Source organism: Tianxiuia mixotrophica, assembly GCF_050596425.1.
GTDB lineage: Bacteria > Bacillota > Clostridia > Peptostreptococcales > Acidaminobacteraceae.
The window spans coordinates 1,680,672-1,697,095 of sequence record NZ_CP192292.1 but is presented as its reverse complement, the minus strand read 5'-3'; the positions used below and the strand labels follow the sequence as shown (position 1 = coordinate 1,697,095).

Sequence of the window (16,424 nt, the reverse complement as noted above, 5' to 3'; positions counted from 1 at the left end):
TCTATTGGATCTTAGTCACCTCTAATATTGGTCAGATTACCATTTTCATCATAATTAAATTCAACCGAACCAGCTGTATGACCTAATACGTCTTCTAATAATTCCCTTAACAATTTATTTTCCTTTTCTTGAGCCTCAATAATGCTTCTATTTTTACTGCTTAATCTCAATAGACTATCTAATGTTTCTGCAATATCATCAGTATATGTAACATTTGCAGTAAAAAGATTAAGAGCATCTTTGAACGAACTTGCAATATATGAATCGTTACCCTCAGGCACTATTCCGCCATATATTGTTAAATGATTGATTCCATTTAACATTGTTGGGAGTTCTCCATAATAATCAACATCTATACGTGTTTCATTTTCATCATTCAAAAAAATCTCTCCACTGTTTATCAATATTTTTTCATTTGACTTAATCTGAGAATCTATCATACAATATGATTCTCTATACGCTTCATACTGACTCGGTTCATCGCCTTCTTCTAATTGAATATTTGAAAAAACTGTCCTACCAGAATATCCCCCAAATATTTGTAGACCAATACTTACAATCACCTCTTCATCGCCAGTTTGAATCGTTCCTTTTGAGGTCTCTTTTGCACCTGCACTTACTGGATTTGCATTGCCGTATTCTATAAAACTTCCATCTGTAGAATATTTATCCACTCTAATTCTAGTTTTACCTTGACCATCCGAGTTATCTATATCTGCACTATATACATATTTTGAATTTGCTTTTAACCTTATTCTGTAATCTGAATTGACCCATCCAGATATTTTTAAACTTTCTTCGCTAAAATCAACAATATTTTTATCACTGGTCTCTAGGAGATACTGCTTTAAACTAAACAAATTCTTCCCTGTGACCCTTATTGCCAAACCTTCAGTTGACTTAGTTCCTGTGAAATAGCTAGGTGTTATGGAGTTGAAATCCCCCTTTACGACCATGAGGTCTTTAAAAAATAAAACTCCATCTGCTGCTATTCCATATACTCTTGATTTAACAGTATTAGTAGGAACAGTAAATGTTACCTTTGACCGCTCAGGGCTCGATTGGGAAACTCGAGCAGCATAAGAAGTAATTCGCGACCCGCTGGTATCAAAAAATCCTACATGTATAGCCGCATAGCGTCCGCCTTCGTTTTTATATCCTTTATATAACAAGGTATATGTCTCACCAGGTACCAATGTATTCAGATCAAAATAAGGATTATAGGAGTCATCATTTTCGAGCCTAAAATATCCGTTTTCAACTTCTAAACCATGTTTACTATCCCATCCAGTATCGAGATCTTCATTCTTAATAGGCACATAATTTGTCAATGTCATTCCTTCAATTTCGATTTCTGGAACTGTTCCTACATTCAAAAACTTTGTTGTAATTGAATGCGATGTATTTAATACAGTATTTTCTTCTGCATGAACTATGTTTATGGCCGAAGTAAAAATTATTAGCAATAATAGAATTGATCTAGTTGTAACTCTTTTCAATTTTTCTCTCCTATTCTAAAACACAACCAAGGTAATATCTGCTTTGCTAAGTTTCTTTTACCAGTTTTTTCACTCTTGCGATGAAAGGCTTATTAAGTTACCATTTTCATCATATGTAAACTGAACCCAAAAAGTATTTGAATCACTCGTACTTGAAAAGCTTTTAATTGCTTCATCTAATTCCTCGTACTTATTTTTAAGAGTTTCAATTTCCTTTAAACAACTCTGTAATAGATAATTTTTCTCTAGGTTATTATCTAGCGCTCTTAGTGTGTCATTAATTTCTAAGATGACTCCGTTTTCATCTATATCGATTGCATCAATATCTAGATACAATTTTGATGTATCATATATTTCTACTTTGTGTAGTCCCATTGTTAAATCAAGTTTTTCATATGCCATCATTTGATAATTGACTGATCCTGTGCTTGCATAAGTGCTGAACTGTTCTTCATTACCATCTATTTTTATTGTAGTATTTTGAGAACGATTTGAAGCTAATCCACAAATTAGTCTAATTTTACTACCGTAAAACCAAAACACAGTACGTTTATCTTCATCGCGGCTGAGTAATCGTGTAGAGTTGAATGCATTTGAGTCATCTTCATACCATATATACGTGCCTGTAATATCAAATAAATTTGATCTAATATAATCATACCTATCCCATCCATCCTCTGGATTCTCCATCTTTATGCAGTTGTCTAAAACTACCGCAAATGAACAGTTTAACGTTAGACTCATGCATACTAGTGATAACACCGTTAACTTGATCTTATTTATCATAATTACCTCAACTTAATCTTCATTTTTTTTAATACTGCGCAAATTTCCATTGTCATCATATTCAAACTCGATATTACTATCAGATTTTAAAATATCTACCAAGTATGAAATTGAATTTCGCAAATCATCGATTTCTCTTAGTAACTCTTGATTAATATGATCTTGACTTAGACCATCAAGACTCGTTATTCCGTTAAAATCATCAGAATCAAAATAGTTAAGCTTCACTAGCACTTCATCAGGAAGTGGATTATTCGTTAAGTCAATTAACATAACATCACTATATGTTGTATAATCTCCATCATCACCATATAATGACATTTTCAATTTAGCAAAACTATCGCCTTCTTCTGGTGTAAATTTCACAAATTGAACAGACTTTCCATCTATCAATACAGGTTTAGAGGACAACGTCCTAATATATTTATTATTTTGTGTCACTGACTGAACAACAATTAAATTACGACCTTGTGTCCTCTCAACAGTTACGATATAAGCATACTCATGACCAATTACCATTTTTGTCGCATTTGTCCAGATAGATACATCTCCCTTATTTTCTAAATCTTCAACCACTTGTGCTTTAACAGAGTTAGTATCTAGATTTGATTCTATGTGCACAGTTTTATTTGGGAAGTGGCATTCTATCCATTCTTTAAAAATGTTTCCCGTAGCCGTCCCACTCGCATTATTGCAACTCACAATTTCCTCTGGCTTTTTCTGAAGATTTTCTAGAACACTCGCATATGAGTTTAACGAGTTCATCATAATGATTAGTAAAACAAAAATTAATGTTTTTGATCTCAAAGTTTTCCACCTCTCCACAATTTTCTTGTGCTATTTTCATATTAAGTAAGACTTGATGTATACAATTTATTGCGTTTCAATATGTTCTAAATTACCATTGTCATCATACTTAAGAATCACATTTGATTGATCGCTTATATTTTTTTCAATTTCATCAATTTTCATAATAAGCGCATTTATTTCAGACCTTAATTCATTGTTCGTTTTCCGATTTTCCATAGTCAACTCAAGTAAATCATTCACCATATCAGAAGACTCATCATATTCTATTACTGCTAAAAATTCTTTATTCATTCTTGAATCTACTTCATATGTAATATAGTAGCTTGCAGTTGGATCGAATGCGTTATCATCAATTACTGCACGTTCTCCACCTTCACTTGTTTTAGAAAAAGACCAATTTTTTGTATCATCTACACTATTTCTATTTCCATCTGAATCGAACCAAGCCTTTTCAATTCGAATAACTTCATGTATTTTTTTAGTATCATAACTCTCTTGAACATAACTAGCGAAACAACTCTCATCAATGTACCACCCTCCCGAATTTACATCTTTAGTAGGAACAGATTTTTCTCTCAATACTCCCGTGCGAATTGAAATGTGATTTGATCCTTGATGCAAACGCAACGGGTCACCATAAATTTGTGGACTATATATATATGGTGTACTGACTTGATAATAGACTTTTTTACCAACAAGATCATTAATGGCACTTTCATAATTTGAGTATGAACCCTTAGATAATCTGATTGAGAGACCATTAGTATAACTTTTGTTTTCAAATCGCCATGTTTCTATATTCTTATGATCAGAAGGTATATAGTTCATTTCTCCGAAGCCCTCAAACCATATACTCGATGACAATACATTATCAGAATTAAAATCAGGTATATAAATTCCTCTTATAATGTCCATATAGCTGTATCCGCTATAGATATCACCTTGAAAATCTTCTTCTTTTAAGGTATACTCATTCCATTTTTTTACTACATTCACATTCCCTAAGTCATAAATTAAATTGTCACTAAATGCTAGTGAATCTTCAATTAATAATTGTGATGATTTGACTTCAATAAATTCATCTGGAACAGTACTTCCTTCTAAAAACATTAGATTTGAGAACTCATATTCATTAAATGAAGGATCAGAAAATTCTTGAATTGTGTTACATATAAGTTCAGCATATTTTGCATTAGAAGGTGCTGTTACAGGTATATTTTCATTTCCCATAAGCAGCCTAGTTTTATTTTTATCAGTGAAGTAGAAATATATTCTTGAACTGGATTCACTCTTAGTCCCAGATATGACATATTCAGTATCAGGTTCAACTTCAACGTACTGTCTTGTGTACCTATTAACACCTTTAGTACCTATAATTCTTATCATATTGTTTTCTATAGTGGTGTATGCCTTATTATTGGTTGCATATCTTGAGTTCAAATCCCATAAATTTTCTCCTTTTACTTCTATAGAAATTCCATTTGAAATACCTACGTCTTTTATACTAATTTTAGGAATCGCATTGTTTGATAATCTCAAAACTTCCATCTCATTGTTTTCATTCAATACAACAGTTTGTTCTTCCGCATAGCCAATACTCATCCAACTATTAAACATTTGTATAATGGCAATGACACATGCTATCCCCAAGCTTACTTTCTTATAGATTTTCTCCAACACACCCACTCCTTCAATAGCGACTTAACAAATAACATTTATGAAAGATTTTATCCTTCAATATTCAAAATGAATTTTACACACTTAGATATAGTATCATAATTTTAGTATAATTAACCATATTTTATTAATTTATTTTGTTTTTAGTATTTTCCCTTAATAAGGGTGAGTTAATAAGATATAACTTTTTAACTTTCCGCTCAATAGCATGACTAATATTCTTTTATAGTTCGACTATTACTGAATATAAAGTTTTTTTCGTAAAACGAACTGGTTATATCTAGGTTCCCTTTTGACTGTAAAATCATAAAATTTAGCAGTTGTTTTGATGTGTGAGTGTTATACTAGTTTGCTAACTATTTCTAATGGTGCTTAGCATTTTCTAAGCGATCCGTCCTCCCTTTGTTTTATCTTCACTATAAAAACAAAGGCATGACTTTTTTAGATTCAGTTCTCTCAAACACTACACGACAGATCCGTTACATAATCTTTAAAAAAATCCATGTGTATTTTTTAAACTCAATGGTTATCTTGTCTTTAGATACTGGAATAGGTAACATGAAGCTTTCCTCTTACATTGGTTATAGTCATATAGACTATTTTGCGTGGTGACGCCGTGTTTCTTATCTCCCACTTGCCCTGTAAAGGCAGGGCAGGTCAAATCCATTGGTTGAGGACTAGAACACCTGCAAACTGTATCCTTGACAGTCCAGTAACCCCAATGTAAAGCACACTGATTCAAGTACATGGGTATCTGATTACTGCATGAAGCCCTCTATATTATGAATAGATTGTTCTTGTTGACCAGCCTCACAAACAATGCCCCTATAGGGATGAATTTTGTTGTGTGGTAGAACCTATTCATTTTTAAGTTTTTTGACTCAAAATGAGAACAACTTATTGAAACAATGTATTTTCAATTGGCTTGAAAAGAAAGAGAGTAAGAAGTATTTTAGATTTACGATGGTATCTAATGATTCACATGCAAAATACTATTGGTTTTATGGATGGATATTATACTAGAGGGTAAAGCTTTGATTTGGTTAGTGGGCTTACTTACTATAGTGTTTTGTCTCATACTTCTGGCATCGTGATTTTGCCCCGCCCGTCTGGAAAACAGAAAAACACATGCTGATAACAGGTAATAATAGGTAAAGAAAAATCCCCAATTACACGGTGGTAACTGAGGATTCATGAGAAATCTTATTATTAGTTTTTTATGGTTACATAACACCTTTTTAAGTCCTATTTGTACGCACATGAAAATTTGAGAATTTTTCATGCAGGTCTTACAGAGGTAACCTCTATCTGTATAGTTGTTGTTTCGCTAGGCACTGGGTGGTAGCTACGCCCGTTCCCTATTTCTATAGGCTTATCTGATACAACGCTCTTAGAACATATGTTAATACTATTAAAGCAATTAACACTCGTCCTTTTGAACTCCCTCTTACAAAGTCAGAAGCTAATTCTCGGTAAAACTTCAATGCATATGCAATACCAAGACATAGAAACAATAGTCCTCCAAATATAATCAATAAATCTTTGAAATTAGATGCAGTTCCATTTATCACTCCATAAATACCACTTAACATCGTTACAATAACTGCAATAATTGTAGGAATAACAAGTACATTATTTTCTTTTCTCATACTAAACCACCAACTTCTCTTGTCTTGGTTTTAATGAATAACTTCCAAGATTTCACCTTTTACATCATTTCCATTATAGAAATAGCTTATAGCATCTTTCACAAAGTTTACTATTAGTTCTTCGGTCATTTTATATCCTTCTAATTGTTCCATTTGTATTGGAGCATTCACAGGCTTAAATGCGCCTCTTGTCCACTGAGCTTTACTTAATGCTTTCATGGTCTCATGTGTACCTTTTGCTCCTGCGCCAATATCAACTGCATAATATAGAGCTGTTCCTGCTTTCTCACCATACCATTCACCATTAGAACCATCGCCATCAGTGAAGAATCTTTCTGTCGCCCCACCGGTTGCCGAAAGTCCAGGTTCATACACGTTATCTTTTAAATAATTCTCAGTTCCAACTTTTTCCCATTCACCATTTACAATATACTCAAAATCATTTACACCATTTCCAAATGAGTTTACACCATGTGCAAAAACAACTCCGCCACCAAAAATTGCTCCTAATCCAGCTGTCACATCTGTGTAAATTACAGCACCTACAGCCGCACCACCACCAAGAACAACTTCTGATGATGCATAGAGTACTTTGCCTGTTTTATCGAGGAAACCCATTTCGGATTTACCATCCCCCTCAGTAGACAAACTGTTGTCAGAAAAAAATGGTAGCAACAGTTCTTTTTCCTGTTACTACCATTCTACCATGTGTGTTCTGTTGTTCCTAGACTTCTTCCCTTGAGCTTTTGACCATGTAGATGAGAAATGCTACTGACACCGCTGTTGCACCAAGCATGCCTCCCATGAGTCCGAATGCCAGAATGGTTAGGACGATCCCCACAAAGCCTGTTGCCCATCTTCCAGAGAACAGTGCAACTACGATTATTCCCAGAATTCCAACACCACTGAGCAGTTCCAACATTTATTTTTCCTCCTTGTTCATCTGTCTGAGCCACCGTTCTGAGTAGCCGTACTTTCTTGCCATTTCCCTGTAGTTGATGTTCTTACCACAAGATTTTAGCTGTTTCTTCACGTATCTTGCCGAATAGAAACGCACAGGAAAACAAATCTGCATGCCCTTGTAGTGATGATGCATGAGTCTTGCTACTTCCTCTGAGATGTCTTCGGCGATTTCTTCATAGATTCCATTCAGTGCTTGCTGTCCTATGCCAAGACCCCCTTTCAGTCCTCATTATCAAATATAGCCTGTCTTCAAATCTTTCTCTCGTGGCGAATGCCTTGTCTTTCCCCTTGTTTTCTGCAAGGCAAAACGGACAGCAGATTGCTCCACTGTCCGTCTGTTTATGCCGCTATTTTCAGTTCTACTTTTGCTGTTTTAGGAACAGGGTGACGATATTCAGTCTTTGTCCTCATCATGCCGAAGATGATGCTGACGAGTCTTCTCATCACACAGACGAGTGCTTGTCCCTTTGTCTTGCCTTCTGCTTGTTTCTTGAGATAGTACTCTCTGAACACCGGATTACGTCCGTCACCTTTTCGAGAGACTTGGACTTGCTGTACTGCCAGATTGTAGAATGCCTTGTGCAGTGTTCGATTGCCTTGCTTGCTCTTGTGGAAGTTAGACTTGCCACCAGAACTGTGCTCATATGGTGCGATTCCTGCGAACTTGGCTAACTTATCAGGACTACGAAAACGACTGATATCACCTATTTCTGACACAATCTTGGATGCCTGTACTGTGTCTATTCCTGGCATGGTCTCCAGCTTGTATCCTAGTTCTTTCATGGTGATCTTGATTTTGCCCTCGATCTCCTTCATGACTTCGTTGTAGACACGAATCATCTTGATATTGCTTCTTATGACAAAATCGCTGTTGTCTTGACTTCTTTGTGGTATGTGTCCATCGGATTCTATCAGCTCTTTGATCTGCTTTGCCTTTCTAGTGGACAGTGAGTTGCGACTGCCTTTTCTCAGTTCTATGGCAAGTTCTTCTACAGACACATTCTCCAGATGTTTTGGTGAGGGATATGTGTCCCAGAAATGGAGCGCACCCTTTCCAAATATGTCCGAGAAGAATCTGTCATAGCTTGGGTAGCTGTGCTTTAGGACTTCATGGAGCTTGTGTCTGACTTTGGTTTTAGACTCGACAAAAGAGTCTCTTTGACTTACCAGTTGTTTCAGTGTCCAGTGTTGATCTTCTATGTGTACGTCCTTGAGTGTTTCCCACTGCATGAGCATAGTGAGTGCCACACAGCGAGCATCGAACTCGTCGTTCTTCTTGTAGTTTGCCTGACTACGGAAGATGGCCGCCGATGCGGCATTGACTTCCTTGACCACTTGCCCATTGTCTATCAGGTATCTAGCCAGATTTCTACCGTTGTCACCTGTGTCCTCTAGTCCGAAGACCAGATTGCTATTCTTGTTTATACTTTGGAAGTACTTCAAGAAACCCTCGAAATCAGAGGGCTTGTTCTTTATGGTCAGCGTTCCAATCTGCTGATTCATCTGATTGATGGCAACAGCGACATGGATGCCTTTATGTGTATCTACACCTACATAGATTGTGTTAGTATTTCTAGTTATCATTGATTTTCTCCTTCCAGAATCAACGTCGGCAACCTCAGTTCAAACAACTCACCAACTCCTGAGAGTGGGGCGCACGGGGAAGAAAGCCTGTCCGTTATGGACTGGAATTTGTGCTTGTCTGCTTTGGCAAACGAGCATTGATCGCTTATTCAGTTCTACCTAATTTATGATGTATGTTTGTTGTTCTTGTTGATTCGCTTTTTAGTTCCAGATGGGACACTGACGGTCGCAAGTCGGTCACGTTTTGGACGTATTCTCGACTTCTGCTTCTCTTGGTGTGACTGGTTTTGGTCGCATGGACGCGTTCGGATGCACTTTGTTTTGCCAGCACACAGAGCGGCTTCTCTTTTTCGTTCTTTCCGCTGTGTGTTTGTTTTGTCTCTCGATGCGCCCACATGTCCTACTGGATGCGCTGACTGTGTTTCTGCCTCCGGGAACACGCCCTGATTGTGACCCTGCCGTGTCCAGACTCGACCGCAACTGCAGCTGTTCTGGAACTTACCGCTGGACGGATTCCCATCCTTTCGGTCGATTTTAGCATGGGAACTATTTTCTGAAAAGCATTGGTACGAGTACGTTTTAGCCAGTTCCTCCATACTTTTGTCCTCCTATGGATTTTCTAGCCCAGTACGTCCACGTCGAATATTTTTTGCAGTTTTCATGGACTTTTTCAGTCTTTTCCTCTGTATCTATTGATAGTGCTTGATCGTGTCAGTTGTTACATTTTCGTAACATGCGACTGTGTTTCCCAGATTTCAGGCACTCTTTTTTCTGCGTGGGCGACAAGGGTTTGGTGGGGTATGCTTCCCGATTCCCTCCATGATGAGCAGTGCCGCCTTAGTTATCAGTATCGCCAGTTGTACTTTACTCATGCCATTCTCCCTTCTGATTGTCTATCCAGTCTTCCAGCCTCTTGCCGTGTGTGCCCTTTTCCACATAGATGACCCATCCGAAGTTGTCCCCTTGTATGATGGTGATTCTATGGAATGTCCTGTGTCCCAGTTCCAGTGTGTCCACGAACTCTGGGAATGTACCGAAGATTCCTCCGTTTCCTACATCCATGCCGATATGAGGCAAGTGTGTGATGATATCGTCTTCTTCCAGAACGACAATGCCACCAATATTATCAAGAAAGTAGGATTTGTAGTCTTCTTTCTCTGGGAGGCTGTCCACTAGGAATCTGTAGTATGTTTTGATTTCTTCCAGTAGCTCTTTTGGAAGGTCATTCTTAACCTTCAGTTCTTCGATGGTTTTCCATCTGTTTATGATCTTCATTAGGTTTCTCCCTTTCTCTACAGAAGGCTGACTGCGTGTTCTTTTTCTTTTCGGCTGCACGAGACGTAGAACTTGGCTGTTGTCTCTATGTGGGCATGTCCTGCTAGCTTGCTGACCGTTGTTAGAGGAACACCTTTGTTGATGAGTCTTGTACAGAATGTATGACGGAATGTGTGTGGCTTGAGCCGCTCAGAGAAGCTTCCCTTCTTGGTTAGACTCACTAGCATGCTATTGATGGCATCTCTTCCCACTGCACCACGCTGTCCTAGTAGCAGATATTCTGAATCGCTATACTTATGTTTCTGACGGTCGATTAGGTAGGCTTTGATTGACTCCACAACTTCTGGTTTCAGGGGGATTTCTCGGTACTTTCCACCTTTGCCACATACTCTGAGCTGATGCGAAAGAAAGTCGATTTCCTTGATTCTTATGGAACACAGTTCACTGACACGAACCCCTGTGTAGAACAGGAGCTGGACGATTGCCTTATCCCTGAGACTGACGTTGTCTTCAATATAGAGTAGTAGCCTGTCTGTCAGTTTTTCATCGTATACTTCCACAGGTTTCTCTGATCCCTTTGCGATTTTGACTCTGTCACGCCCCAAGTCCACAACCATTTCTGTCATGATGTTCTTTTCGATTAGGAATCTATTGTAGCTGGCAAAGCTATTGATCTTCTTGTTGATGGTGGTTGGTTCGTAGTCTGTTTCCAGAAGCATGGTACGATAGCTGTTGATTGCAAAACGATTGAGCGCACCCCCTAGCTCCATGTCACGTTCCTGCATGAAAGCTTCCAGACCCCTGAGGTCTCCTATGTAGCTTTCTATCGTCTTTTCACTTTTTCCATCTTCTCTGAGATGGTCTTCGAAGGCTTTGATTGTTGACATTGTTTTGCTCCTTTCCAAAAACGACAAAAGAGACCATAGGTTGCTATCCTCTGATCTCTTTGTGTGCTGTATCACTTTGTATTCAGTTTCTGATTCTCTGCTCAGGATTCTTCCCATTATCCATTTAGAGCTTATTTATGGTGTTTCTGCTTGTGATTTAGTACAGATTTTGTGTGACTCATGGCAGAATTATGATTCTGCAGTGAGTTTTATTGTTCCAAAAACTGAAGAAAGCGATGGAAGGACTTTGTTTTGTCTTTCCACCGCTCAATAACAGTTTAAATGTATTCAGTTATTTCAGCTTAATGCTATGACTTTATAATCATTACCATGATATACACTCTTTCTTCTTCAACGTGCCATCTGAAGGATCGACTTCATAGCGCATCCCGAAGAAATTGTTCACCACTACGGAATCACTCTCGTCAATTCTAATCGATATATATGGAGTGTTTTCAGCAATTCCAAAAGCATCAGTTACGCTTTGAATCTTCCAAATCAGTTTTCCATTTTCATTCACCCCATAGACATTATCTATCTCTTTAGTTCCTTTCGGAATATTGAGAACTACAATATACACGCCATCAGAGTGAACGTAGTCTAGAATCGGATGATCGAATCTACATTCATTTTCCCCAACAATTATTTTATTATTATCAATTGTTACATTCATTTGTCTAATCCTCCTAGTAAGGTAACGGTCTTGAATTTACAAACTCTCCAATATATTGTCCCATCAAATCAAATTGGGTTCCACCACCATCATGACCAAATAGACCGTTTGCTACCCCTGTTCTCAAACGTGTTCCTGCTTCAAAAACTGCATCTGTAACATATTTAGGTGTAGATGGTAATGCAAATTTATTCTGAATTTCAGTTGGGGTTAATCCTGCGATATCTTTTGCACGCATTACCCAGCCGCCTGCTTGCTGAGAATTCACTCCATCGTAGACTCGAACGAAAGTCGATTGCTCTGTAAGTTCTATTGTATTAACCACTGTTCCAGGCTTATATGGAGCTTCTGTATAGCCCATATTAGCTAACTTCTGATTTACGCTATTAGCAGTCTCAGAACTCACTATTTCAACACTTTCAGCTACTGGAGTCCCTTGGTTCATCAGAGCAATTACCGCTTCAGTAGCACCATATGTTATTGTCATCGTACTACCAGCTATTTGACCAGTCTTGAAGTTGTCCGCATACTCTCCACCGTACTTTGACTCAACGTACTCATCAGGTAGACCTATGGTTTTGTCTAAGATCCAATCAGTAATACCGCCAAGATATAGACCATCAGCCATACCATTCATAGTAGGAGAATTCTGCATCAAGTATTCAGTTTGACTCTCCCCCTCAGTAGACAAACTGTTGTCAGAAAAAAAGGGTAGCAACAGTTCTATTTCCTGTTACTACCATTCTATCATGTGTGTTCTGTTGTTCCTAGACTTCTTCTCTTGAGCTTTTGACCATGTAGATGAGAAATGCTACTGACACTGCTGTTGCACCAAGCATGCCTCCCATGAGTCCGAATGCCAGAATGGTCAGAACGATCCCCACAAAGCCTGTTACCCATCTTCCAGAGAACAGTGCAACCACGATTATTCCCAGAATTCCAACACCACTGAGCAGTTCCAACATTTATTTTTCCTCCTTGTTCATCTGTCTGAGCCACCGTTCTGAGTAGCCGTACTTTCTCGCCATTTCCCTGTAGTTGATGTTCTTCCCACAGGATTTTAGCTGTTTCTTCACGTATTTTGCCGAATAGAGACGCACAGGAAAACAAATCTGCATGCCCTTGTAGTGGTGGTGCATGAGTCTTGCTACTTCCTCTGAGATATCTTCGGCGATTTCTTCATAGATTCCATTCAGTGCTTGCTGTCCTATGCCAAGTCCCCCTTTCAATCCTCATTATCAAATATAGCTTGTCTTCAAATCTTTCTCTCGTGGCGAATGCCTTGTCTTTCCCCTTGTTCTCTGCAAGGCAAAACGGACAGCAGATTGCTCTACTGTCCGTCCGTTTATGCCGCTATTTTCAGTTCTGCTTTTGCTGTTTTAGGAACAGGATGACGATATTCTGTCTTTGTTCTCATCATGCCGAAGATGATGCTGACAAGTCTTCTCATCACGCAAACAAGTGCTTGTCCTTTCGTCTTGCCTTCTGCTTGTTTCTTGAGATAGTACTCTCTGAACACTGGATTACGTCCGTCACCTTTTCGAGAGACTTGGACTTGCTGTACTGCCAGATTGTAGAATGCCTTGTGCAGTGTTCGATTGCCTTGCTTGCTCTTGTGGAAGTTAGACTTGCCACCAGAACTATGCTCATATGGTGCAATTCCTGCGAACTTGGCTAACTTATCAGGACTGCGAAAACGACTGATGTCGCCTATTTCTGACACAATCTTGGATGCCAGTACTGTGTCTATTCCTGGCATGGTCTCCAGCTTGTATCCTAGTTCTTTCATGGTGATCTTGATTTTGTCCTCGATCTCCTTCATGATTTCGTTGTAGACACGAATCATCTTGATATTGCTTCTTATGACAAAATCACTGTTGTCTTGACTTCTTTGTGGCATCTGTCCATCAGATTCTATCAGTTCTTTGATCTGCTTTGCCTTTCTAGTGGACAGGGAGTTTCGACTGCCTTTTCTCAGTTCTATGGCAAGTTCTTCTACAGACACATTCTCCAGATGTTTTAGTGATGGATATGTGTCCCAGAAATGGAGCGCACCCTTTCCAAATATGTCCGAGAAGAATCTGTCATAGCTTGGGTAGCTGTGCTTTAGGACTTCGTGGAGCTTGTGTCTGACCTTTGTTTTCGATTCTACGAACGAATCCCTTTGGCTGACCAGTTGTTTCAGTGTCCAGTGCTGGTCTTCTATGTGTACGTCCTTGAGTGTTTCCCACTGCATGAGCATGGTGAGTGCCACACAGCGAGCATCGAACTCGTCATTCTTCTTGTAGTTTGCCTGACTGCGGAATATGGCTGCTGATGCGGCATTGACTTCCTTCACCACTTGCCCATTGTCTATCAGGTATCTAGCCAGATTTCTGCCGTTGTCACCTGTGTCCTCAAGTCCAAATACAGGCATTGTATCCTTTGATAGTGTTTTGAAGTACTTCAAGAAACCCTCGAATTCGGAGGGCTTGTTCTTTATGGTCAACGTTCCAATCTGCTGGTTCATCTGATTGATGGCAACAGCGACATGGATGCCTTTATGTGTATCTACACCTACATAGATTGTGTTAGTATTTCTAGTTATCATTGATTTTCTCCTTCCAGAATCAACGTCGGCAACCTCAGTTCAAACGACTCACCAACTCTTTCGAGTGGGGCGCACGGGGAAGAAAGCCTGTCCGTTATGGACTGGAATTTGTGCTTGTCTGCTTTGGCAAACGAGCGTTGATTACCTATTCAGTTCTACCTATTTTATGATGTATGCTTGTTTTTCTTGTTGTTTCGTTTTCTGATTGTTGTCTGGTCGCAAACGGGTTGTGCTTTGGACACAACTGCATCTTCCAGAACAATTGATTTATGTGGTCTTGGTCGTGTGGACGCATCGGAGAAACTACCAGCTTCTCTCTGCCTGAGAATCGCCTCTTCTGCTTGTTTTTTGCGTTCTGTTGGCATTGACTTCGACACGTCCACATGTCCAAATTATTGGTTTTGCTTGCTTTCTGACGGACTTTTCTCGTCCGTTTTCTGTCCTTCTGTCGCCTTCTTGCGTCCCTGTTCCGCCTGCTTCTCGTCCTCTGATTCCAGTTCTTTGCGAATGTCTGGGTGGAGGCGCAGTTTGGGAAGCTCTTGTCGGAATTCCTTCTTGATGCGGATTCCTGTGTGATATCGGAAGCTTCCTGTTCGTTTGGACTCCCACTTGTATCCGAGTCTGTCTGCTTCTGCTTCGAATTCTCTCCAGAACTTCTTGTTGGAGATGTTTGCGTATCCTGAGTGTCCATTGTCTTCTGACCACTTTTTGAAGAAGTTGTAGATTTGCTTGTTGCTTTCTCTATGTCCTTCTTCATCATGATCGATGCATTCTTCGAAGAATACCATCATTGGACTCATTTCTAGTCTGTAGCTTTCAAGCAAGTCTTCACTGGCTTTGCTTGCTACGAACTGGTACTCGTTTTCTTTCAGACTGACAAGTCCTTCTACTGCCCAGTTGAAGATGCCAGGAAGTTCTTCTAGGAGCTTGTCTCTCAGGTGTTTATCTTGCTTCTTCCCTCTGAACGACTTCACGAATGGAATCATGGACAGTCTTCTGAAGTATCCATCCGAACGGTCTCTTGTTGATGGCATGTTGTTGGTCGATGCCACAATCTTGGCTGTTGGTCTGAAGGAGAAGACAGGCTTGCCTTTTTGCTCGGCTGTGATGGTGTCTTCACCTGTGATGGCTTTGAAGTACTGGGTATTCATGCTTTTGCCACCCATTTCATTCTCAGAAGACAGGTTCAGTGTTTTGCCGTAGAGTGTCACTCTTGAGAATCCTTTGTGAAGTTCGTTGAGTGGCACATGGGCAATGTTTTCTTCGCCTACTACTTGGCTGAGTATGTCAGTGAAAACTCCCTTACCATTCCCTCCACTACCATAGAGAATCAGGGCTTTCTGCGCCTTTGTCTCCATGCTCATGCAATAGCCGAACCACTGCTGTGCCAGTTCTACCAGTTCCTTGTCACCATCGAATATCTGGTCAAGGAATGTAAGAAATTTTGGGCATTTAGCTTCTGGATCATACTCAATGGGAAGCTGTATGGTGCTGTACCAGTCTGGGTTGTGGTCTTTCAGCTCAAGAGTTTCTGTGTCGAACATGCCGTTTTGCATGTTGATGAGATGGCGATGTTCGTTGAATTCACCAATCAGGTACAGCTCCCGCATGAGAGCTTTTAGGTATTCTTCTTCTCGTCTGCTATTCCAGACTCCGAATCTTGGCTCTTGGAGCTCATCACGCAAGAACTGCAACAACTCGAACTTTGGAACTTGCTTCCAGACCCCTTCATCGAAGCTGTAGAAATGTCCATCACTGCCGTAGATGAGGTTATAGTTTTTCTTGATGTAGATGGCATAGTAGTTAGCGTTGAATTTCGCCACTTCCCCATCTTCATCTATGAGGAATCCTCTATCATACAGATCGAGTTCCTCCTGTGTCATATCAGCTTTGTCTTTCAGTTTTTTAGTACTCATTGGTTTTCTTCCTTCCGAATTTTTATTTCAGAGGAAGGTAGCTACCAGATTGACGTCAATACTCTCTGATGCATCTGAATATACGCTACTATTTCATAAGCGTCAACTCCACACG

General features: G+C 39.4%; 18 protein-coding genes. All 18 read right to left on the bottom strand.

Features of this window, described 5'->3' with window-relative positions:
• Positions 1-11: 11 nt before the first annotated feature.
• Positions 12-1,499 carry a hypothetical protein gene (locus tag ACQ4KW_RS07320; protein ID WP_430885879.1) on the bottom strand — a complete coding sequence of 496 codons (1,488 nt, stop codon included), beginning with the start codon at positions 1,497-1,499 and terminating at the stop codon, positions 12-14.
• A 69-nt stretch (positions 1,500-1,568) separates the two neighbouring features.
• On the bottom strand, positions 1,569-2,189 hold the full coding sequence (locus tag ACQ4KW_RS07315; protein ID WP_430885878.1) for a hypothetical protein: 621 nt from the start codon (positions 2,187-2,189) through the stop codon (positions 1,569-1,571).
• Positions 2,190-2,297: 108 nt separating this feature from the next.
• The gene (locus tag ACQ4KW_RS07310) at positions 2,298-3,092 is read right to left on the bottom strand and encodes a hypothetical protein (protein ID WP_430885877.1); all 795 of its coding nucleotides are present in this window, start codon (positions 3,090-3,092) and stop codon (positions 2,298-2,300) included.
• 66 nt (positions 3,093-3,158) lie between these two features.
• Positions 3,159-4,772, bottom strand: a complete 1,614-nt coding sequence (locus ACQ4KW_RS07305; protein WP_430885876.1) for a hypothetical protein — start codon at positions 4,770-4,772, stop codon at positions 3,159-3,161.
• Between the two features lie 1,364 nt (positions 4,773-6,136).
• Positions 6,137-6,421 carry a hypothetical protein gene (locus tag ACQ4KW_RS07300; protein WP_430885875.1) on the bottom strand — a complete coding sequence of 95 codons (285 nt, stop codon included), beginning with the start codon at positions 6,419-6,421 and terminating at the stop codon, positions 6,137-6,139.
• Between the two features lie 30 nt (positions 6,422-6,451).
• Positions 6,452-7,039, bottom strand: a complete 588-nt coding sequence (locus ACQ4KW_RS07295; protein WP_430885874.1) for a hypothetical protein — start codon at positions 7,037-7,039, stop codon at positions 6,452-6,454.
• 106 nt (positions 7,040-7,145) lie between these two features.
• Positions 7,146-7,343, bottom strand: a complete 198-nt coding sequence (locus ACQ4KW_RS07290) for a hypothetical protein (RefSeq protein ID WP_430885873.1) — start codon at positions 7,341-7,343, stop codon at positions 7,146-7,148.
• Complete coding sequence (locus tag ACQ4KW_RS07285; protein ID WP_430886549.1) at positions 7,344-7,565, bottom strand: Mor transcription activator family protein; 222 nt, start codon at positions 7,563-7,565, stop codon at positions 7,344-7,346. It abuts the gene before it with no gap.
• Positions 7,566-7,723: 158 nt separating this feature from the next.
• On the bottom strand, positions 7,724-8,968 hold the full coding sequence (locus tag ACQ4KW_RS07280) for an IS110 family transposase (RefSeq protein WP_430885872.1): 1,245 nt from the start codon (positions 8,966-8,968) through the stop codon (positions 7,724-7,726).
• An 864-nt stretch (positions 8,969-9,832) separates the two neighbouring features.
• The gene (locus ACQ4KW_RS07275; RefSeq protein ID WP_430885871.1) at positions 9,833-10,243 is read right to left on the bottom strand and encodes a hypothetical protein; all 411 of its coding nucleotides are present in this window, start codon (positions 10,241-10,243) and stop codon (positions 9,833-9,835) included.
• Between the two features lie 17 nt (positions 10,244-10,260).
• Positions 10,261-11,130, bottom strand: coding sequence for a tyrosine-type recombinase/integrase (locus tag ACQ4KW_RS07270; protein ID WP_430885870.1), 870 nt, complete (start codon positions 11,128-11,130; stop codon positions 10,261-10,263).
• 325 nt (positions 11,131-11,455) lie between these two features.
• Entirely contained in the window at positions 11,456-11,803 is a 348-nt protein-coding gene (locus ACQ4KW_RS07265) for a hypothetical protein (protein WP_430885869.1), read from the bottom strand.
• A gap of 13 nt (positions 11,804-11,816) precedes the next feature.
• A complete protein-coding gene (locus ACQ4KW_RS07260) occupies positions 11,817-12,431 on the bottom strand; it encodes a hypothetical protein (protein ID WP_430885868.1) in 615 nt (204 codons plus the stop codon).
• A gap of 139 nt (positions 12,432-12,570) precedes the next feature.
• On the bottom strand, positions 12,571-12,768 hold the full coding sequence (locus ACQ4KW_RS07255) for a hypothetical protein (RefSeq protein WP_430885859.1): 198 nt from the start codon (positions 12,766-12,768) through the stop codon (positions 12,571-12,573).
• Complete coding sequence (locus ACQ4KW_RS07250) at positions 12,769-13,032, bottom strand: Mor transcription activator family protein (RefSeq protein WP_430885867.1); 264 nt, start codon at positions 13,030-13,032, stop codon at positions 12,769-12,771.
• A 116-nt stretch (positions 13,033-13,148) separates the two neighbouring features.
• The gene (locus ACQ4KW_RS07245) at positions 13,149-14,393 is read right to left on the bottom strand and encodes an IS110 family transposase (protein WP_430885866.1); all 1,245 of its coding nucleotides are present in this window, start codon (positions 14,391-14,393) and stop codon (positions 13,149-13,151) included.
• Between the two features lie 164 nt (positions 14,394-14,557).
• Positions 14,558-14,770, bottom strand: coding sequence for a hypothetical protein (locus ACQ4KW_RS07240; RefSeq protein ID WP_430885865.1), 213 nt, complete (start codon positions 14,768-14,770; stop codon positions 14,558-14,560).
• A 15-nt stretch (positions 14,771-14,785) separates the two neighbouring features.
• Positions 14,786-16,309, bottom strand: a complete 1,524-nt coding sequence (locus ACQ4KW_RS07235; protein ID WP_430885864.1) for a DNA primase family protein — start codon at positions 16,307-16,309, stop codon at positions 14,786-14,788.
• Positions 16,310-16,424: the final 115 nt, after the last annotated feature.